Source organism: Paenibacillus tyrphae, assembly GCF_024158745.1.
Classification (GTDB): Bacteria; Bacillota; Bacilli; order Paenibacillales; family NBRC-103111; genus Paenibacillus_G; species Paenibacillus_G tyrfis_A.
In genome coordinates this window covers 265881-286486 of sequence record NZ_JAMZAW010000001.1, presented here as the reverse complement: position 1 = coordinate 286486, position 20606 = coordinate 265881, and the positions used below count along the sequence as shown (strand labels likewise).

The window sequence follows — 20606 nt, the reverse complement described above, 5'->3', positions numbered from 1 at the left end:
AGGAGGGGATGCCGGTGAGCATGAAACCGGTTGAAATGCAGTTTGCACTTCATAAGAACGACGAAGCCGGTTTGAAGCAGCATCAAATGGTGCAAAAGCGAGTGGAAGACCAGGCCATGCTGAACAGCTCCAACGAGAAGTCGACGATAAAAGAGCGTCAGGTCAGCGCCAAGATGGAGGAAACCGGCCAAGCTTCGATCAAAGACGATCAGTCGGGCCGTTCGGGCGAACGGGACTCCCGAGGGGGCGGGGAGGCCAAGAAGTCGGCCGAGGAAGCCAAACAGGCGCAGGGCGGCACCGGACCGGAGCATCCGTTCAAGGGGCATCATATCGACTTGACCTTATAACTATTATGTTGTGAAACTAGGTGAATGCAATTGGACCAACCTTGGGTATACATCGTGCTGGTCGGGCTTCTAATCGTGGTCTATGCAAAGATTATCCCGCGAAAATCTGAAGGAACGGCCAAGCCCGACGGTGCCATTGTCAAAGAGATGGAACAGGCGATGGATCACTTGGCTATGGAGCTTGAGGAGCAGAACAAAGCGCTGATCGAGCTGTTCTCCGGGACGAAACAAACTTACGAGGAGCAGGCGGCTAAACTGACCTCGCGTGTGGAAACGCTTGAAAAGCAATGTCAGGAGCTGCGGCACGAACTGGGCAGGTTGACGTTCTCGGAGGAGCAGCGGCGCCTGTCCCTTCAAGGAGACGCGTCGAAGCCGCGAGAGGCGTTGGAAGCGAGCGCCGGGGCCGCGGTACCGCCGGCCTATACAGAGCCCGCCGCACCCGACGCGCAGCCGGTAGCAGCGAACAAAGCTGCGATGAATATGAAGGAGCGTTACGGCGAGCTGTTCGAATTGTACGAGTCCGGCAAATCGACGGACTATATCGCTAAGAAGCTGGGTATGAACAAAGGGGAAATCAGTCTGATCCTGCAGCTTGCCAAACAGGAGGAACGGTCCAATGCTTAAGAACAAATCGCTTCTGTACGGGCTCGGCACCGGTTTGATTTTGGGTGCCGTTCTGCTTCAGCTGATGAATGCGGTTGCTCCATCGAGCAGCGCCGCTCCCAAGCAGCCCGCGGCAGGACAGGCGCCCGAGGAAATGGACCGCGTCCGGCTTAAGGAAGTTGCTTCTACCTATTTTAATGTGTACGACAAAAGTCAAAAGCTGTACGACCAGCCGCAGGTCGATGCCTTGATTGCGCAGAAGCTAAAAGAAGAGAGAGACAAGCAAGCCGCACAACCGCAGTCTGCCGTGCCCGATAAGGAAACGTACATTTATGTCTCCAAAGGCATGACTGCGGCCCAAGTTGCTGATTTGCTGCAGCAGAGCGGCGTTATTGCCGACCGGAATGCCTTTGTAGATACGATGAAACAAAAGCAGATGAACGACAAAATCATCTCGGGCGCGCATGTATTCAAGGGGTCCCAAGAGCTGACGCAAGTTATAACCAATTTAACGACACCTTAAAACGATCAGACTCGGGCGGGCGGGGTCTGACTTTGTCTTTTTTCATCGAACTGCCGCGGGTGTTGCATACGGTTGTCAGTTATGGTATAGTAATTTTCGGTGTTAAAAACCACACGTCGGTTAATTCCGGTAATGGTGCTCCCACTGGCTTCGGCAGATGCTTTCAAGCGTCTTGGCCAAGGAGTTTTACCGGGAGATGCGATCGGCGGAGGAAACCACAAAAACCAATTTAGAGGAGGTGCGTGAGGATGGCAGTTATCTCCATGAAACAGCTGCTCGAAGCTGGGGTACACTTCGGTCACCAAACCCGTCGTTGGAACCCGAAAATGGATCGATACATCTTCACCGAAAGAAACGGAATTTACATCATCGACCTGCAAAAAACGGTCAAAAAAGTTGAGGAAGCTTACAACTTCGTCAAGTCCGTAGCCGCAGAGAACGGCACGATCTTGTTCGTAGGTACGAAAAAGCAAGCTCAGGATTCGGTTAAAGAAGAAGCTGAGCGCTGCGGAATGTACTACATCAACCAACGTTGGCTCGGCGGTACGCTGACTAACTTCCAAACGATCCAAAAACGGATCAACCGTTTGCATGAGCTGGAAAAATGGGAGCAAGACGGCACGTTCGAAGTGCTGCCGAAAAAAGAAGTTATTATTCTTCGCAAAGAAAAAGATCGTCTTGAGAAATTCTTGGGCGGCATCTCCCATATGAAAGGTCTGCCAAGCGCACTGTTCGTCATCGACCCGCGCAAAGAGCGCATTGCCGTTGCGGAAGCACGCAAGCTTGGTATTCCGATCGTTGGTATCGTAGACACGAACTGCGATCCGGACGAAATTGACTACGTGATCCCGGGTAACGACGACGCAATCCGTGCCGTGAAATTGCTGACGGCTAAAATTGCGGACGCGGTTATCGAAGCTCACCAAGGCGAAGAGACTTCAGCTTAATGCATTGAATACGAGAAAGGGTGGTTTAAAGGTGCAAAATCCTTTCACCGCCCTTTTTTTGGGAATACATAATACATTCCAAGGAGGCCAAATCATGGCAGTTAGTGCAGCAGCAGTAAAAGAATTGCGCGATAAAACAGGAGCAGGCATGCTCGATTGTAAAAAAGCATTGGAAGAAGCAAATGGCGACTTGACAAAAGCAGCCGAAATTCTGCGTGAAAAAGGTCTTTCCGCGGCAGCTAACAAAGCAGGCCGGATCGCAACGGAAGGCATGATCGAGTCCTACATTCACGCCGGCGGCAAAATCGGCGTATTGGTTGAAGTGAACAGCGAAACCGACTTCGTTGCGAAAAACGAGCAGTTCAGAACGTTTGTTCGCGACGTTGCTTTGCACATTGCAGCTTCCAACCCGAAATTCCTGCGCCGTGATGAAGTTCCGCAAGAAGCGCTGGATAAAGAGCGCGAAATCTTGACGAACCAAGCGCTGAACGAAGGGAAGCCGGAAAAAATCGTCGAGAAAATCGTCGAAGGCCGTCTGGCGAAATACTACGAGGAATACTGCCTGCTTGAGCAGCCTTTCGTAAAAGACCCGGACAAAACTGTAGAAGAAGTATTGAAAGAAAACATCGCAACGATCGGCGAAAACTTGTCGATCCGCCGCTTCGTTCGTTTCGAGCTCGGAGAAGGCCTGGAGAAGAAACAAGAAAACTTCGCTGAAGAAGTTATGTCCCAAGTTAAACTGTAATCCAACAAGATAAATGCAAGGTAACGAGGAACACGCTGTGTTCCTTGTTTTTTAAAAGAAAGCTTTAGCGGTCTGATCGAAATGGAGGGGTTGGAGCTTGGAACGTCCGATTTATAAAAGAGTCATTTTGAAATTAAGCGGAGAAGCGTTAGCCGGACAACAAGGTTACGGCATCGACTCCGAGATGATTTCGTCCATCGCCCAGCAGGTGAAGGAAGTAGTGGATCTTCAGGTGGAAGTCGCCATCGTCGTTGGCGGCGGCAACATCTGGCGCGGCATTGCCGGAAGCGCAAAAGGCATTGACCGGGCAACCGCAGACTACATGGGTATGCTGGCTACGGTGATGAACTCGCTGGCGCTGCAGGATGCGCTGGAAACGATCGGCGTACCGACACGAGTACAAACGTCCATCACGATGCAGCAGGTTGCAGAACCGTACATCCGCAGAAGAGCGATCCGGCACTTGGAAAAGGGCAGGGTTGTCATTTTTGCGGCAGGAACGGGCAATCCGTATTTCTCGACGGATACGACCGCGGCGCTTAGAGCAGCCGAAATCGAAGCGGAAGTGATCTTGATGGCGAAGAACAAAGTCGACGGCGTCTACACCGCCGATCCGTTCAAAGACGCCACCGCGCAAAAATTCGAAACGCTGACCTACCTCGAAGTGCTTAACAAAAACCTTGGCGTTATGGACTCGACCGCATCCTCCTTATGCATGGACAACAATATTCCGCTGGTCGTCTTCTCGATTACGGAAAGCGGCAATATCAAGCGCGTCGTAGTTGGGGAGAAGATCGGCACGATCGTAAAAGGGAGTGTGTAATCTATGCCGCAATCTATTAAAAAAAGTGCGGAAGAACGCATGGAAAAAGCGATCGGCGCGCTGAAGAAGGAGCTGGCTTCGCTTCGTGCGGGGCGTGCGACTCCTGCCCTGCTGGATCGCGTTCAAGTCGAATACTACGGTTCTATGACACCGGTCAACCAGCTGGCGAACATTAATACGCCGGATTCCCGCACGCTGATGATTCAGCCGTGGGACAAAAGCTCGGTTGCCGCTATCGAAAAAGCGATTATGAAATCCGATCTCGGATTGACGCCATCCAACGACGGCAGCGCGATCCGTATCGTCATTCCGGCTTTGACGGAAGAGCGCCGTTCCGAGCTCGTCAAAATGACGCGCAAGTTCGGCGAAGAAGCGAAAGTGGCGATCCGCAACATCCGCCGCGACGCGAACGACGATATCAAAAAACTGGAGAAGACGGGTATTTCGGAAGATGAGTCCCGCCGTCATCAGGACGACATCCAGAAGTTTACGGACAAGCATATCGCGGAAGTCGATAAAGTACTGGCTGCCAAAGAAAAAGAAATCATGGAAGTGTAACCGGTAAAGACCCCCTTATTCGAGGGGGCTTTTAGTCTTTCCTGATGGGGGATTCAGACATGATGTCATTCAAAAAATGGTTTGGAAGCAAGCCGGAAGGAGAGCAAACCGCTCTCAAGCTGGATGCGGACAACATTCCGAACCATGTGGCCGTCATCATGGACGGTAATGGCCGATGGGCACAAAAGCGGGGACTGCCGCGGGTGGCAGGCCACCATTCAGGTATGAAAAACGTAAAAAAAATTACGATGGCCGCAAACAGCATCGGTGTGAAGGTGCTGACTATGTATGCTTTTTCCACGGAAAATTGGAAGAGACCGAAGGAAGAAGTCGACTACTTGATGAAGCTGCCGATGGAATTTTTTCCGAAAGAAATCGACGAGCTGATTGCAAATAATGTCCAGATCCGTATGACGGGCTGGCAGGAAGATCTGCCTGACTTTACGCTGAAAGCGGTTCAGGACGCGATCGATCAAACGAAAAATAATACCGGCCTCATTTTGAACTTTGCGTTGAATTATGGAAGCCGTAAAGAAATGCTTAAGGGCATTCAGCGGCTCGCTCAGGATATGAAAGAAAATAAAGTGGCCGCGGACGAAGTGGACGAGGCGCTTTTCTCCAAATATTTGTTAACCGATCCGCTCCCGGACCCCGATCTGCTAATACGCACCAGCGGAGAGCTTCGGATCAGCAACTTTATGCTCTGGCAGTTAGCCTATTCAGAGCTTTATTTTACGGATTTGTGCTGGCCTGAATTTACAGAGCCGCATTTCTACGACGCTATCGGGGAATATCAGCGCCGCGCCAGGAGATACGGCGGTTTATAGCGGCCGTTGACAACAGGTAGGGGCAGTTCGGTTTATGTCCGTCTGCCAGCATAAACGATGGAGGAATCGATTTGAAGCAGCGAATTGTCACAGGAGTCGTGGCAGGGCTCGCCTTTTTCATCCTGTTGTATTTGGGAGGCTATTGGTTTGCCGGTTTAATCCTGGCCCTGTCGCTGATCGGATACGACGAGTTTTTGCGGATGAACGGTCTTAATAAGAACAAAGCGATCTCGATTTTAGGCTCTCTAGGAGTGATCGGCCTTGTCATACCTTGGCAGGAGGCAGGGATTTCGATGGAGCGCTTGATTTGGTTGTTTTTGTTTATTTTACTGGCCGTTACCGTTATTTCGAAGAATAAAATTACGATCGATCATGTGACTACGGCATTTTTGGGCATGGTGTACGTCGGTATCGGCTTTCATTACATGGTGGAGACGCGCTGGTTGGCTGAGAACGGGCTTTATTGGACGCTGCTCGTATTTTTGTGCATTTGGTCAACGGATTCCGGCGCATATTTTACCGGATCGATGATTGGAAAAACACCGCTCTGGCCTACCATTAGTCCGAAAAAATCCGTCGAGGGAGCTATTGGCGGCACGGCGTTGTCCATTGTCGTTGCACTCGGCTTTGCCTGGTACCGTCCGGACCTGCTTAGTTTTGCGCAAGCGATTTGGATCGGCCTCGTTATTGCGATTGTTGGTCAGATGGGCGACTTGATTCAATCCGCTTATAAGCGGGTGAAGGGCATCAAGGATACGGGAACGATTCTGCCGGGACATGGCGGCGTGCTTGATCGGACCGACAGCTGGCTGATCGTGTTTCCCTTCCTCCATTTAGCGGCTCTGCTCCCGCACGTATAAATATTGCCCCGAGGTGAACGTTGGTGAAAAAAGTCAGTATTCTAGGGTCGACCGGTTCCGTTGGGACTCAGACCTTGGATGTCATATCGCATTACCCGGAACGTTTCGAGGTGGAAGGGCTTGCTGGCGGTTATAATATCCCGCTCTTGCTCGAGCAAATCGAGCGCTTTCGTCCCCGCAAAGTATCCGTTGCGACGAAGGAAGCGGCGGAGCAGCTGCGTGCGGCAACGAAATCGGACGTTCAGGTGCTATACGGTGAAGAGGGGCTGCACGAAATTGCGGCAGGCACCGATGCCGAGCTAGTCGTCACCGCGATTGTCGGTAGCCAAGGACTTAAGCCGACGCTGGCCGCGATCGAAGCGGGCAAGCACATCGGTATTGCCAACAAGGAGACGTTAGTTAGCGCAGGGCATCTCGTTACGGAATTGGCGCAGCGCCGCGGCGTCGCTTTGCTTCCGGTTGATAGCGAGCATTCCGCCATATTCCAATGCTTGAACGGAGAATCACGGGAACGCGTACATAAAATTACGTTAACCGCTTCCGGGGGATCGTTTCGCGACCGCACCCGGGAAGAGCTTGCTCATGTAACTGTTGAAGATGCGCTCAAGCATCCGAATTGGTCGATGGGCGCGAAAATCACGATCGACTCGGCGACGATGGCGAACAAAGGGCTGGAAGTGATCGAAGCCCACTGGCTGTTCGGTTTGCCGTACGACCAAATTGAGGTGCTGATTCATCCCGAAAGTATTATCCATTCGTTCGTCGAGTACGTAGACTACAGCATCATCGCCCAATTGGGGATGCCGGATATGCGGGTGCCGATTCAGTACGCGCTGACTTATCCGGACCGGATGGCGACGCCTTCCGAACGTTTGCGTTTATCCGATGTCGGGAAGCTGCAGTTTCGCGAGATGGATTTCGACCGTTATCCGTGTCTGCGGATGGCGTACGAAAGCGGACGGACGGGCGGCTCCATGCCTACCGTGTATAATGCGGCAAATGAAGTTGCGGTCGAACGGTTCTTAAGAGGGGGAATTTCATTCCTGGCCATCGAAGAGGTGATTGCCAAGGTCATGGACAAGCATTCCCCGGTCCCGGCCCCGGATTTATCCGCCATTTTGGAGATCGATCAGTGGGCCAGGGAACAGGCGAGGAGCTTGGACTAAACTGGGCCGTTTAAAGATGCGACGCCAGGGCATCTTTCGGCGAAGCCGCTCATATGTTCATATCATGAGTCCCGGCTTGTATTCCCTTTGAGATTAATGTTAATCTTAAAGGAAGGCTTCGGACGATTTTTCATGCAGCCAATAACATTTGCCCATAACTTGGATATGAACATTTGCGACTTAAGGAGGCCGTACACCCATTGGCTAACATCCAGAACGTATTTCAAATTGTTCTTTTGTTTTTTGTTCTAGTTACGATTCACGAGTGGGGACATTTTTACTTTGCCAAGCGCGCGGGCATTCTCGTTCGCGAATTCGCTATCGGCTTCGGTCCCAAGCTTCTCTCCTTCAAGCGCGGAGAAACACGGTATACGCTTAGGCTTCTTCCAATCGGCGGTTTCGTCCGAATGGCCGGAGAAGATCCGGAAATCGTTCAGATCAATCAGGGCCAGCGGATCGCCGTGCAGTTGGAGGACAATCAGGTTACGCACATTTACTTGAATGAGTTCGAAAGCCGCCGGGATGCGATTGAAGGTGTCGTCGAGCAGATCGATCTGGAGAAAGATTTGTTCGTCCGTCTGGATGTCGACGGGGAGATTGAACGTTATTCGATTCATCCTCAGGCAATGATGGTGACTAAGGAAAAGGAAACCCAGATTGCCCCGTGGGACCGCCAGTTCGGGAGCAAGACGGTAGGACAGCGCGCGATGGCTATCTTTGCCGGACCGCTGATGAATTTTATTCTTGCGTTGGCGCTTTTTGTAACCTTTGTGTTCGTTGCAGGAGTGCCCAACCGGGTGAAAATTCAGGAAACCGTTCCGGCTTCCGCTGCGGAGAAAGCGGGATTGCAGTCGGGGGACATTATCCTTCAGGTGGATCATGTGCAAATCGGCTCCGACCGCAGCAAGTTGACGAATTTGATTCAACAATCTCCGAATAAACCGATGGTCTGGATCGTTGAGCGCAACAAGGAGCAGATCCGTAAAGAAGTGACTCCGCTCATGGACAAAGACGGCGTGATTCGCGTCGGCGTCTCGCTGCTGACCGAAACGCGGCCTGCCACGGCGCTGGAAGGATTTACCGGAGGTTGGCACAGCCTTGCTTCCGCAACGACCATCATCATGGACGGTTTTGGCAAGCTGGCGACGCTTCAGGTAAAAATGGACGATTTGGGTGGTCCGGTGAGGATCGTCGAATTTACAAGCGAGCAGGCTAGCGCAGGGTTTGCCCAATACATCTCGTGGATGGCTATTATGAGTCTTTATTTGGGACTGTTCAATCTGCTGCCGATCCCGGCGCTGGACGGAAGCCGGCTTGTGTTTTTGCTGCTGGAGGCGCTCCGCGGCAAGCCTGTCGATCCGAGCAGGGAAAGCATGGTGCATTTTGTCGGCTTTGCGATGCTGATGCTGCTTATGATCGCCGTCACTTATAACGATATATTACGTTTGATTAAAGGATAACGAATTGCCGTCCGTAGGGGGAAAACAGAACGATGTCGAACCAAAAGCAAGACAAACAGTTTGTGAAAGAGATTACGCCGCAGGGCGAGGATTTCTCCCGCTGGTATATTGATGTCATTAAAAAGGCCGATCTCATGAGCTACTCGCCGGTCCGGGGATGCATCGTATTTAAACCGGACGGGTACGAGCTTTGGGAAAATATTCAGCGGGAGCTGGACCGCCGCTTTAAGGAAACGGGACACCGCAACGCTTATTTTCCGCTGTTCATTCCCGAGAGCTTTTTCCAAAAAGAAAAAGAGCACGTGGAAGGGTTCAACCCGGAGCTGCCGTGGGTAACGGAAGCAGGGGGCGAGAAGCTCGAAGAGCGGCTGGCGATTCGCCCGACGTCCGAGACGATGATCGGTCACATGTACGCGGAGTGGATTAATTCTTACCGCGACCTGCCGCTCTTGATCAACCAGTGGGCCAACGTGGTCCGTTGGGAAAAGCGGACGCTGCCGTTCTTGCGCACAAGCGAATTTTTATGGCAGGAAGGCCATACGGCTCATGAGGACGAGGCCGATGCGCGCAAAGAAACGATGCAGATGCTTGAAATTTATCGTTCTTTCGCCGAAGAGTTCTTAGCAATTCCGGTTATTATGGGCCAGAAGACGCCTTCCGAGAAGTTCGCGGGCGCCGTCGATACGTATTCCATCGAAGCGATGATGAAGGACGGCAAAGCAGTACAAGCGGGGACTTCCCACTATTTGGGCACGAATTTCGCCGTGGCATTCGATATCAAATATTTGGATCGCGAGAACCAGCATCAGTTCTGCCATACGACTTCCTGGGGCGTAAGTACCCGTCTCATCGGAGCTTTGATCATGGTCCACGGCGACGACCGCGGCTTAGCTTTGCCGCCAAAGATCGCACCGACGCAAGTCATCATGATTCCGATCGGCCCTCCGAAGACGAGAGAGCAGGTTGTCGGCCGCGTAGACGAGCTGTATGCCCAGTTGAAGCAGGCTGGCGTACGCGCGAAAGTGGACGATCGTCCGGACCAAAGTCCGGGTTGGAAATTTAACGAATATGAAATGCGCGGCGTACCGATTCGCGTCGAGCTGGGACCGCGGGATATGGAAAACGGGCAAGTGGTCTTAGTGTCCCGGATTACCGGAGAGAAGCGTGTCGTCCAGCAAGACCAATTTGTGGAAGAAGTGCAAAAATTGTTGACGGAAACGCAGCAGGAAATGTATGATCGAGCCAAGCGGTTCCGCGACGAAAGTATGACTGAAGCAGATACGGTGGACGAGCTGAAATCGTTCCTCGAGCAAAAACGCGGCTTCGCGTTGTCGGGCTGGTGCGGATCCGCAGCCTGCGAAGCGCAGGTCAAAGAAGAGGCCGGCGCTACGAGCCGCAACATTCCGTTTGAGCCGGGCGTATCCAAGCCCAAATGTCTCGTCTGCGGCGAAGACGCCAAGCACACCGTCGTCTTCGGCAAATCGTATTAACATCATCTTTTCTACTAACGCCATGTAAATAGGAGTTTGTGTTTGCTTTTGATTGTAAAGTATTGTTTTCACAGCCCTAGGAAAAGTGTTGCCACGGAGAGTGAAACGGCCGCCTTTGAAATCAAGTTGCTACCTTGTAGGTTTTTATAGGATATGGCAACTTGATTTCAAGAGCGGTGGAGTGGTAATACTTTTCCGACTCGGCCAGTAGAAACAAACTTTTCCACTTAGCTGAACAAACGCCTAACCTTTTACATAAGGGGCAACGGGAAAGCAACACTCCTTTTGCCCCTTTCATCGTTTTACGGGGGAGGAGCACCATGAGCAATGACAGTACGGCGCTGAAACGGGACCGCTTTGAAATGCTGATGCAGCAGGCCAGTGTACCGGCGGATGTGGTTCGGTCTTTTTTTTCGGACGGGTATATCGATAAAGTGGAAACGAGCCGCAAAAACAGGGAATGGACGTTTCATATCGTCAAAACTCAAGTGGTGCCGCAAGATATTTACCGTTCCTTCTGCAAAATGATCCGAGACAAGTTCTCGCACATCGCAGCTATTCGTTTCGTGTTACAATACACGCCGGATGTGAAGCCGGAAGAAGTAGCGCACGAATACTGGAGCATGTTTCTCGAATGGGTGCAGCGGGAAGCGGCATCGATTAACGGCTGGATGACCAAGGCCAAAATTGAAACGAACGGGAATGTGCTTACGCTTTATTTGTTGGATACGATCGGCTTGGAATTGGCTAAGAAAAAAAATATTGGCGGACTGATTCAACAATATTTCAGCAGATTTTTCGGCGTCGATTTTCATGTAAAGTATGCGGTCAGCGATTCTCGGGAAGAAGAGCTGCAGAGATTCTCGAAGCAGATTGAGCAGGAAGAGAAAGAAGTGACGATCAATATCTTGACGGCCGTGGAGGCGGAGAACGAAGCGGAGGCGCAGCAGGATGCGGAGCTGAAGCTCATGGTCGGTTACGACATTAAAGATCCGGCCGTTCCACTGCAGGACGTCAGGGACGAAGAGAAGAAAGTTACGGTACAAGGTACGGTCTTCGGCCTGGACACGAAAGAGCTTAAGAATGGCAGCACGCTGTTCATGTTCAACGTTACCGACTTTTCTGATTCGATCATGGTCAAGGCGTTTGCCAAAACGAAAGAAGATGTTAAAATTTACAGCCTGATCACGAACGGCAAGTGGCTGAAGCTGCGCGGCCGGGTTGAGTACGACCGGTTTATGCAGATCCCCGAGCTTGTGATGATTCCATCCGACGTCAATGAAATCGTCGCACCGCCGGACCGTAAGGACGATGCGGAAGAGAAGCGGGTGGAATTTCACCTTCATACTGCGATGTCCACCATGGACGGAATCACGCCGGTCGACCAATACATCAAAACGGCGGCCAAATGGGGCCATAAAGCGATTGCGGTGACCGACCACAGCGGTATTCAATGCTTCCCGGAAGCGTATAAGGCCGCGAAGAAAAACGGCATCAAGGTCATCTACGGTTTGGAAGCCAACGTTGTTGACGATTCCGTACAGGTCGTTATGAATCCGACGGAGATTAATCTCACCGATGCGGAATACGTTATTTTCGACATCGAGACTACAGGGTTGTCTGTCACCAGCAACAAAATTATCGAACTTGCCGGTGTCCGTATGAAGGACGGTAAAGAAATCGACCGTTTTGCCACGTTCATCGATCCGCATGAGCGGATTCCATATAACATTCAGCAGCTCACTAACATTACGGACGACATGGTTAAGGGTGCGCCCGAGCTGGAGGACATGCTGCCCAAGTTTATCGAGTTCGTTGGAGACAGCGTTCTGGTAGCGCACAATGCGCGATTCGATATCGGGTTCATTCAAGCGAACTGCAAACGGCTCGGTTTGCCCGAAGTGACCAATCCCGTGCTGGATACGCTTGAGCTTGCCCGGTTGCTGTTCCCGACGCTTAAAAACCACCGGCTGAACACGCTATCCGATAAATTCAAAGTCAGCTTGGACAACCATCACCGGGCGATCGACGACTCGATTGCGCTTGGGCACGTACTGTTTCACCTGTTGAAAGAAGCAGGGGACCGCGGCTATAAGCAGCTGGCGCGTTTGAACGACGAGGTCGGCAAAAACCTTAAAACGCAGCGGCCGTTCCATTGCTGCATTTATGCCAAAGATATGGTTGGCAAAAAAAATCTGTTCAGCCTTGTATCTCTTTCGCATACGCAGTATTTTCATCGGGTTGCCTGCATTCCGAAGAGCAAGCTGCAGGAAATGCGCGAAGGCTTGATCATCGCTTCGGGCTGCGAAAAGGGCGAGTTTTACGAAACGGTGCTGAACAAATCGGTTGAAGAAGCGGAAATGATCGCAGAATTTTACGACGTGCTTGAAATTCAGCCGATTGGCGTAAACATGCACTTGGTGGACAAAGGCTTGGTTGGCAGCCCGGCACAGCTGGAGGATGCCAACCGCAAAATTGTCCAAATCGGTCGCAAGCTTGGCAAGCCTGTTATTGCGACGGGCAACGTGCATTATTTGCATCCGCGGGAAAAAATATACCGTGACATCACCATTCACGGGATTACCGGCTTCAGCCCGCTTAAGGATATCCGCAAGCCGGACGTCCACCTTCGCACAACGAAAGAAATGCTTGCAGAATTTGAATATTTGGGGAAAGAAACGGCTTACGAGGTCGTTGTGAAAAATACGTCGGAGCTGGCCGACCGGTTCGAGGAGTTGGAGCTGTTTCCGACCAAGCTGTTCACGCCGATTATCGAAGGGGCGGATGATGAGATCCGCAACACCTGCTACGATACGGCGAAGCAGATTTACGGAGACCCGCTGCCGGAGGTTATCGTAGCGCGACTGGAGAAGGAGCTCGTGCCGATTATCAAGTATGGCTTCTCGGCCAACTATCTGATCTCCGAGCGGCTCGTAAAGAAGTCGAACGCCGACGGCTATCTCGTCGGTTCGCGGGGCTCGGTCGGTTCCTCGGTCGTAGCGACGTTCCTCGGCATTTCCGAGGTTAATCCGCTGCCGCCTCATTACATTTGCAAATCGTGCAAGCACAGCGAATGGATTCTCGACGGATCGATCCCCAGCGGCTTCGACTTGCCGGACAAAAACTGTCCGAACTGCGGGGAAAAGCTGAAAGGGGAAGGCCAGGACATTCCGTTCGAAACGTTCCTCGGCTTCAAGGGCGACAAAGTTCCCGATATCGACTTGAACTTTTCCGGCGAATACCAGCCGCACGCGCACAACTATACCAAAGTGCTGTTTGGCGAAAAAAGCGTGTTCCGGGCGGGTACAATCGGTACGGTTGCAGAAAAAACGGCATTCGGTTTTGTAAAGAAATATGAAGAAGACCAGGGCAAAAAGTGGCGCGGCGCGGAGTTGAACCGGCTGGCTTCCGGCTGCACGGGCGTAAAGCGAAGCACCGGCCAGCATCCCGGCGGAATCGTAGTCGTACCGGATTACATTGACGTCGACGATATCACTCCGGTGCAGTATCCGGCCGACGATACAAGCGCCGAGTGGAAAACGACGCATTTCGATTATCACGCCTTCGACGCCAACTTGCTGAAGCTCGATATTCTGGGACACGATGATCCAACCATGATGCGGATGCTGCAGGATTTGACAGGTGTCGATCCGACGACCATTCCGATGAACGATCCGAAAGTCATGAGCATGTTTAACTCTGTGGACGCGCTCGGCGTGACGCCGGAGCAGATCCGGACGCCGGTGGCGACCTACGGGGTGCCGGAGATGGGGACGAAGTTCGTGCGTCAGATGCTTGAGGAAGCGAAGCCGTCCAGCTTTGCGGACTTGCTGCAAATTTCGGGTCTTTCCCACGGAACCGGCGTTTGGCTCGGCAATGCGCAGGAGCTGATCCGAAAAGGCATCTGCACGATTAAGACGGTGATCGGGTGCCGCGACGATATCATGCTGTATTTAATCTATAAAGCGGGTATGGACGCGGGGCTGGCATTTAAAATCACCGAGAGCGTGCGGAAAGGGAAAGGGCTCACCGACGAGTGGAAAGAAGATATGAAGAAGCATAACGTTCCTCTGTGGTATATCGATTCGTGCGAAAAGATCGAGTACATGTTTCCGAAGGCGCATGCTTCCGCTTACGTTATTTCCGCGGTGCGCACCGCATACTTTAAGCTTTATTACCCTATTGCTTACTATGCGACTTATTTTTCCGTCCGTGCGCAGGATTTCGAGATTGAGCTGCTGTGCCAAGGCTACGACGCGATTTTGCGCAAGCTGATCGAAATTGAGGAAAAAGGGTTCCAGGCGATGCCGAAAGAGAAGAGCATGATCTCCATTCTCGAAATGGCGCTGGAGATGACGGCCCGCGGCTTTTCGTTTAAGCCGATCGATTTGTACAAATCGGACGCGACAAAGTTTCTTATCGAAGACGACTCGCTTATTCCGCCGTTTTCCGCCATTGCGGGGATCGGGGAGAACGCGGCGAAGAATATCGCGGCCGCCAAAAACGACGGACCGTTCTTATCGATTGAGGACTTTCAGACCCGAAGCAAGGCGTCGAAGACGATCGTCGAAATTCTTAACGGCATGGGCTGTTTTCGCGGCCTTCCGGAGACGAACCAACTTTCGCTGTTTTAGAATCCCGAAAAAGTCTTCTTTGCTTCCTCAGGCGCCTTTTTACGCCTTATTGCATGATCTCTTTACTTATGGTATAATCTTCTTCGGTAGCAATGTAATATCTCGTGACCAAAGAGTGGGGAAACCCACTCTTTACATTTTGTATAAGGCCCCGAAGCGAGTAAAGCGTTGGTTCGGCGCAAATGTGCGCTAAGCGGTCAGCCGTTTAAGCTGGCCCGGACGTGGAGTGAAGACGTTGGATTGAACGGATTTTGGATTTTAGGGGTATGGGATTGTGAGTTTTTTGCCCCGATCCTTACCTCTACCAGGCAAAATTGAAGGCTCGGGGTAAAACGTGTCTGAGTATCAGCCAATCGCGATTTCCCGGCAGCGCGCACTGAACGAAGCTTTAACGAATTTACCTTTTAACGTCCAACCAACTACTTTCAATCGCTTTTTACCAGATTAAGGAGGAACGCACGTTTGAGCACAAACATCAAATCCACTGTGGAAGAGCTGGTTCGCCCCTTTTTGGACGAAAACGGATTTGAGCTGGTCGACATCGAATATGTAAAAGAAGGCGGCAACTGGTTTTTGCGGGTATATGTGGATAAAGAAGGCGGCATCGATATCGATGACTGCGGCCGCATCAGCGAATACCTCAGCGCCAAGCTGGACGAGAAGGACCCTATCGAATCGGCTTACTTCCTGGAAGTGTCTTCACCCGGGGCGGAGCGTCCGCTCAAGAAGCCTCAGGACTATCGTAAAGCCATTGGCGAGCATGTCTTCGTAACGACGTACGAGCCGGTAAACGGTTTGAAGGAATTCGAAGGCACGCTTGTGTCGTACGACGAACAAACGGTTGTCGTCGAGGTCGGCAAGAAAAAGCACGAAATCCCGTGTGACAAAGTGGCCGGCGCCAGACTCGCCATCAAATTCTAGGCTCGATCTGCCAATGCGTCGGGCGGCTCGTATTTTATGAGAGGGGGAACTCCATTCAAATGAACATGGATTTTATCGAAGCGCTAAACGAAATCGAAAAGGAGAAAGGCATCGCCAAAGACGTGCTGATCGACGCGATTGAAGCAGCGCTGATTTCGAGCTATAAGCGCAATTTTAATACCGCGCAAAACGTGCGCGTGGACATCAACCGCCATACGGGTCTCATCAAAGTATACGCCCGCAAAACGGTTGTCGACGACGTGCTTGATCCGCGGATGGAGATTTCGCTCTTCGCTGCAAGAGAAATGAACCAAAACTATCAGCTGAACGACATCGTCGAGATTGAGGTTACTCCTCGTGATTTCGGCCGTATCGCGGCTCAGACGGCGAAACAGGTCGTCACGCAGCGGATCCGCGAAGCGGAGCGCGGGCTGATCTACAATGCCTATGTCGATAAAGAAGAAGACATTGTCAACGGCATCGTGCAGCGTCAAGACACGCGCAACCTGTATATCGATTTGGGCAAAATCGAAGCGGTCATGCCGTTGAACGAACTGATGCCCACCGACAAATTCAAGCACGGAGACCGCATTAAAGCGTATATCACCAAGGTCGAAAATACGACCAAGGGGCCGCAGATCATTTTGTCCCGTACGCACCCGGGGCTGCTGAAACGGTTATTCGAGCTGGAAGTTCCGGAAATTTTCCAAGGGGTCGTCGAGATTCGTTCCGTCGCCCGCGAAGCCGGCTTCCGTTCCAAGATCGCCGTATACTCCCGCAATCCGGAAGTTGATCCGGTCGGTTCTTGCGTCGGGCCGAAGGGCATGCGCGTGCAAACGATCGTCGGCGAGCTGAAGGGCGAGAAAATCGATATCGTCCGTTGGATGGAAAGTGTGGAGGAATATGTTGCCAACGCGCTCAGCCCGTCCAAGGTGCTGGAGGTGCAAGTGTTCGAAGCCGAGAAAATGGCCCGGGTCATCGTGCCGGACTATCAGCTGTCGCTTGCCATCGGCATTAAAGGGCAAAATGCGCGGCTGGCCGCCAAACTGACCGGCTGGAAAATCGACATTAAGAGCGAGACGCAAGCCGAGCAGGAATACGGCCGACCGAAGACATATGCTGAAGAAATGCACCAGGATTCCGTCAGTATCGATTAATTCGCAGACATCGGTCTGACGGCCATGCGGGAGGGGGATGATCCGATGAAACAAAGAAAAATACCTCTGCGTAAATGCGTAGCCTGCCAGCAGATGATGCCTAAGAAAGAACTAATCCGCGTGGTGAAAACGCCGAATGATGAATTGCTCATCGATTTGACGGGAAAAAAAGCCGGCCGCGGCGCCTATTTGTGCGGTAAACTATCCTGCTTCAAGCTGGCCAAGAAATCGCGTGCGCTGGATCGCGCACTGAAATCGTCGGTCAGTCCGGATATTTACGACGCTCTCGAGCAGGATTTTATTAAAGTGGAAGACGAATTTATTGCCGGAAAAGACGCGGTGGATGATGAACAAGAATAGCGACAAATTTTTCTCGAATCTGGGGCTCGCCATGCGGGCGGGAAAGCTGGTTACCGGTGAAGATATGGTGATCGAATCGGTCCGAAGCGGCGAAACGAAGCTTGTGATCGTGGCCGAGGACGCTTCCGCAGGCACCTTCAAGAAAGTGAACGATAAGTGCATTTATTATCAAGTTCCTATCCATCAGTACGGCCGTCGGGATCAGCTTGGAGCCAGTATCGGTAAAGAAGCGCGAGTCGTCATTGGGGTAAACGATGCGGGATTTGCGCGGATGTTGTTGAAGCAGTTAGATCGTACGGAGGTGGACGGTATTGACCAAACAAGACAACAATAAAGACAAACTCAGAGTGTACGAATATGCCAAATCTTTAAATATGAGCAGTAAAGAGATCATCACAATTTTAAAAAGACTGGATATTCCGGTCAACAATCATATGAGCGTAATGGAGAATGATGCGGTGTCGAGTGTAGAGAAATTTTTCAGAGACGTTAAAGCCAATGCAGCAGCAAAGCGGAGCGAAGGCGGAGCCAAAACAGGGGATAAGCCGTCCAATCGTCCGGAATCCAAACAACAAACCGTAGCGGCACAGCCGAAACCGGAACAGCGCCCGCAAACGGCGCAAGTACAATCGGCTACACCTAAGCAAAACAACAGTGAGGGACAAAACAGACCGCAAGGTCAAGGTGGCGAAAGCCGTCAAGGCCAAGGACAGTCCCGCCAGGGCGATCGCCAAGGAAATGATCGTAATCGCGGCGGCCAAGGAGGCCAAGGCGGCGGTAATCGTGGAGGTCAAGGTCAAGGAGGCCAAGGTGGCGGCTATCGCGGCGGTCAAGGCCAGGGTCAAGGAGGCCAAGGCGGCGGCTATCGCGGCGGTCAAGGCCAGGGTCAAGGAGGCCAAGGCGGCGGTTATCGCGGCGGTCAAGGCCAGGGTCAAGGAGGCCAAGGCGGCGGTTATCGCGGCGGTCAAGGCCAAGGTCAAGGAGGCCAAGGCGGCGGTTATCGCGGCGGTCAAGGCCAAGGTCAAGGAGGCCAAGGCGGCGGCTATCGCGGCGGTCAAGGCCAGGGTCAAGGAGGCCAAGGCGGCGGTTATCGCGGCGGTCAAGGTCAGGGCCAAGGCGGTGGCAATCGTGGAGGTCAAGGCGGAGGTCAACAGGGCCAGCGCCCAGATCAACGCAGAGGCGGCGGCTTCGAGCAGCGCAATAACAGCGGCAACCGCCAGGCGTCCATTCCTCCGAAGCCGACGGCAGCTACTATCGGTATGGATGTAGACGATTCGGCAGCCAACAGAGGCGCGAAGAAATCGAAACCGAATAATAATAATAAACGTTTTGAAGATAACCGAGGCGGCGGAAGAGGCCAACAAAACCGCGGCAGAGCCCAAGGCCGGGGCGGCAGGAATCAGGAGCCTCCGAAACCGAAAATCGATAATACGCCGAAGAAAATTATCGTGCGTGGAACGATGACTGTCGGCGAGATGGCCAAAGCGCTGCATAAGGATGCTTCCGAAGTCATTAAGAAGCTTCTGTTCCTTGGCGTTATGGCAACTATCAATCAGGAGCTTGATTTGGATGCGATCCAACTGCTTGCATCCGATTACGGTGTGGAAGTCGAGCTGAAAATTCCGGTCGAGGAAGACAAATTCGAACAATTCGAAGAACAGGACGAAGAAGCGGATCTCATGGAGCGTCCTCCAGTGGTGACCATCATGGGTCACGTCGACCACGGAAAAACGACTCTGCTTGATGCAATCCGCAAGACAAGCGTAACCGAAGGCGAAGCGGGCGGTATCACGCAGCATATCGGCGCTTACCAGGTAGAAACTCACAACAAAAAGATTACGTTCCTTGATACGCCGGGTCACGAAGCGTTTACGTCCATGCGTGCCCGCGGCGCACAGGTGACGGATATCACCATTATCGTGGTTGCTGCCGATGACGGCGTCATGCCGCAAACGGTAGAGGCGATCAGTCACGCCAAAGCGGCGAAAGTGCCGATTATCGTTGCGGTGAACAAAATCGATAAGCCGGATGCGAACCCGGACCGGGTGAAGCAAGAGTTGACCGAATACGAGCTTGTTCCTGAAGAGTGGGGCGGCGATACGATTTTCTGCAACATTTCCGCGAAGCAAGGGATCGGGCTGGAAAATCTGCTTGATATGATTTTGCTTGTCGCCGAAGTTCAGGAGCTTAAAGCCAATCCGAACAAGCGTGCTAGAGGTACGGTCATCGAGGCCGAGCTGGACAAAGGCAAAGGGCCGGTGGCGCGCATCTTGATCCAACACGGAACGCTTAAAGTTGGCGACAGCTTCGTCGCAGGCGTCTGCTTCGGACGTGTGCGGGCCATGATGAACGACAAAGGACGCAAGCTGAAAGAAGCCGGGCCTTCGACGCCGGTGGAAATTACCGGTTTGACCGAAGTGCCTCAAGCCGGCGATCCATTCCTGGTCTTCGAGGACGAGCGCAAAGCGAGAGATATCGCTGAGAAGCGTGCCATCACACTGCGTCAATCCGAGATGGGAGCAAACGCCCGCGTTACGCTGGACGATCTGTACAAACAGATTAAAGAAGGCGAAGTTAAGGATCTTAACGTCATCATTAAAGCGGACGTTCAAGGTTCTGCCGAGGCGCTCAAAGGCTCCTTGGAAAAAATCGACGTCGAAGGCGCGCGCGTTAAAATTTTGCATAGCGGCGTAGGGGCTATCACCGAGTCCGACGTTATTCTGGCATCGGCTTCCAATGCGATCGTCATCGGCTTTAACGTCCGTCCGGAGCCGCAAGCGAAAAACACGGCCGAGCAGGAAAAAGTCGATATTCGTCTGCACAGCATCATTTACAAAGTCATGGAAGAAATCGAGCAAGCGATGAAGGGGCTTCTCGATCCGGAATATAAAGAAGTCGTTATCGGGCATGCCGAAGTCCGCAACATCTTTAAAGTGTCCAAGGTCGGCACGATTGCGGGCTGCATGGTGACGGACGGCAAAATCGTCCGCTCCGCCGAAGTACGGATTGTCCGCAGCGGAATCGTCGTATTCGAAGGCAAGATCGACTCGCTGAAACGATTCAAGGATGATGCGAAAGAAGTGGCCCAAGGCTACGAATGCGGTATATCTTTGGAGCGTTTTAATGATCTTAAAGAGGGAGACACGATTGAAGCCTTCGTTATGGAAACTGTAGAGAGGTGATCC

General features: G+C 52.3%; 18 protein-coding genes. All 18 read left to right on the top strand.

What is annotated here, in order from left to right; all coding sequences use genetic code 11:
• Positions 1–14: 14 nt before the first annotated feature.
• The 18 genes from NI000_RS01315 to infB all read left to right on the top strand — a co-directional run bounded on the left by NI000_RS01315 (position 15) and on the right by infB (position 20603).
• Complete coding sequence (locus tag NI000_RS01315) at positions 15–347, top strand: hypothetical protein (protein WP_253406985.1); 333 nt, start codon at positions 15–17, stop codon at positions 345–347.
• A 30-nt stretch (positions 348–377) separates the two neighbouring features.
• Positions 378–971, top strand: a complete 594-nt coding sequence (locus NI000_RS01310) for a hypothetical protein (protein WP_253406983.1) — start codon at positions 378–380, stop codon at positions 969–971.
• The gene (locus NI000_RS01305) at positions 964–1473 is read left to right on the top strand and encodes a hypothetical protein (RefSeq protein ID WP_253406981.1); all 510 of its coding nucleotides are present in this window, start codon (positions 964–966) and stop codon (positions 1471–1473) included. Before NI000_RS01310 ends, NI000_RS01305 begins: the two co-directional genes overlap by 8 nt.
• A gap of 248 nt (positions 1474–1721) precedes the next feature.
• The gene (rpsB, locus tag NI000_RS01300) at positions 1722–2420 is read left to right on the top strand and encodes a 30S ribosomal protein S2 (RefSeq protein WP_025850723.1); all 699 of its coding nucleotides are present in this window, start codon (positions 1722–1724) and stop codon (positions 2418–2420) included.
• Positions 2421–2514: 94 nt separating this feature from the next.
• On the top strand, positions 2515–3165 hold the full coding sequence (gene tsf, locus NI000_RS01295) for a translation elongation factor Ts (protein ID WP_010491263.1): 651 nt from the start codon (positions 2515–2517) through the stop codon (positions 3163–3165).
• Between the two features lie 97 nt (positions 3166–3262).
• Positions 3263–3988 (top strand): UMP kinase, encoded by a 726-nt coding sequence (gene pyrH / locus NI000_RS01290; protein ID WP_010491262.1) that lies wholly within the window; start codon positions 3263–3265, stop codon positions 3986–3988.
• Positions 3989–3991: 3 nt separating this feature from the next.
• A complete protein-coding gene (frr, locus tag NI000_RS01285; protein ID WP_054972307.1) occupies positions 3992–4546 on the top strand; it encodes a ribosome recycling factor in 555 nt (184 codons plus the stop codon).
• Positions 4547–4605: 59 nt separating this feature from the next.
• Positions 4606–5373, top strand: coding sequence for an isoprenyl transferase (locus NI000_RS01280; protein WP_253406978.1), 768 nt, complete (start codon positions 4606–4608; stop codon positions 5371–5373).
• Positions 5374–5444: 71 nt separating this feature from the next.
• Positions 5445–6233 carry a phosphatidate cytidylyltransferase gene (locus NI000_RS01275; RefSeq protein WP_253406976.1) on the top strand — a complete coding sequence of 263 codons (789 nt, stop codon included), beginning with the start codon at positions 5445–5447 and terminating at the stop codon, positions 6231–6233.
• A gap of 23 nt (positions 6234–6256) precedes the next feature.
• The gene (locus NI000_RS01270; RefSeq protein WP_253406974.1) at positions 6257–7399 is read left to right on the top strand and encodes a 1-deoxy-D-xylulose-5-phosphate reductoisomerase; all 1143 of its coding nucleotides are present in this window, start codon (positions 6257–6259) and stop codon (positions 7397–7399) included.
• A 200-nt stretch (positions 7400–7599) separates the two neighbouring features.
• A complete protein-coding gene (rseP, locus tag NI000_RS01265) occupies positions 7600–8859 on the top strand; it encodes an RIP metalloprotease RseP (protein ID WP_253406972.1) in 1260 nt (419 codons plus the stop codon).
• A gap of 32 nt (positions 8860–8891) precedes the next feature.
• Positions 8892–10349: a proline--tRNA ligase gene (gene proS, locus NI000_RS01260; RefSeq protein WP_253406970.1), complete on the top strand. Its 1458-nt coding sequence runs from the start codon at positions 8892–8894 to the stop codon at positions 10347–10349.
• A gap of 320 nt (positions 10350–10669) precedes the next feature.
• Positions 10670–14983, top strand: a complete 4314-nt coding sequence (locus tag NI000_RS01255; RefSeq protein WP_253406968.1) for a PolC-type DNA polymerase III — start codon at positions 10670–10672, stop codon at positions 14981–14983.
• A 462-nt stretch (positions 14984–15445) separates the two neighbouring features.
• Positions 15446–15904 (top strand): ribosome maturation factor RimP, encoded by a 459-nt coding sequence (gene rimP, locus NI000_RS01250; RefSeq protein ID WP_054975411.1) that lies wholly within the window; start codon positions 15446–15448, stop codon positions 15902–15904.
• 59 nt (positions 15905–15963) lie between these two features.
• The gene (nusA, locus tag NI000_RS01245; protein WP_054975410.1) at positions 15964–17061 is read left to right on the top strand and encodes a transcription termination factor NusA; all 1098 of its coding nucleotides are present in this window, start codon (positions 15964–15966) and stop codon (positions 17059–17061) included.
• 45 nt (positions 17062–17106) lie between these two features.
• Complete coding sequence (gene rnpM / locus NI000_RS01240; RefSeq protein ID WP_010491249.1) at positions 17107–17421, top strand: RNase P modulator RnpM; 315 nt, start codon at positions 17107–17109, stop codon at positions 17419–17421.
• Complete coding sequence (locus tag NI000_RS01235; protein WP_025850713.1) at positions 17408–17755, top strand: YlxQ family RNA-binding protein; 348 nt, start codon at positions 17408–17410, stop codon at positions 17753–17755. The genes rnpM and NI000_RS01235 overlap by 14 nt, the downstream gene beginning before the upstream one ends.
• Positions 17733–20603 carry a translation initiation factor IF-2 gene (gene infB / locus NI000_RS01230; protein WP_253406966.1) on the top strand — a complete coding sequence of 957 codons (2871 nt, stop codon included), beginning with the start codon at positions 17733–17735 and terminating at the stop codon, positions 20601–20603. The genes NI000_RS01235 and infB overlap by 23 nt, the downstream gene beginning before the upstream one ends.
• The last annotated feature ends 3 nt before the right edge of the window (positions 20604–20606 follow it).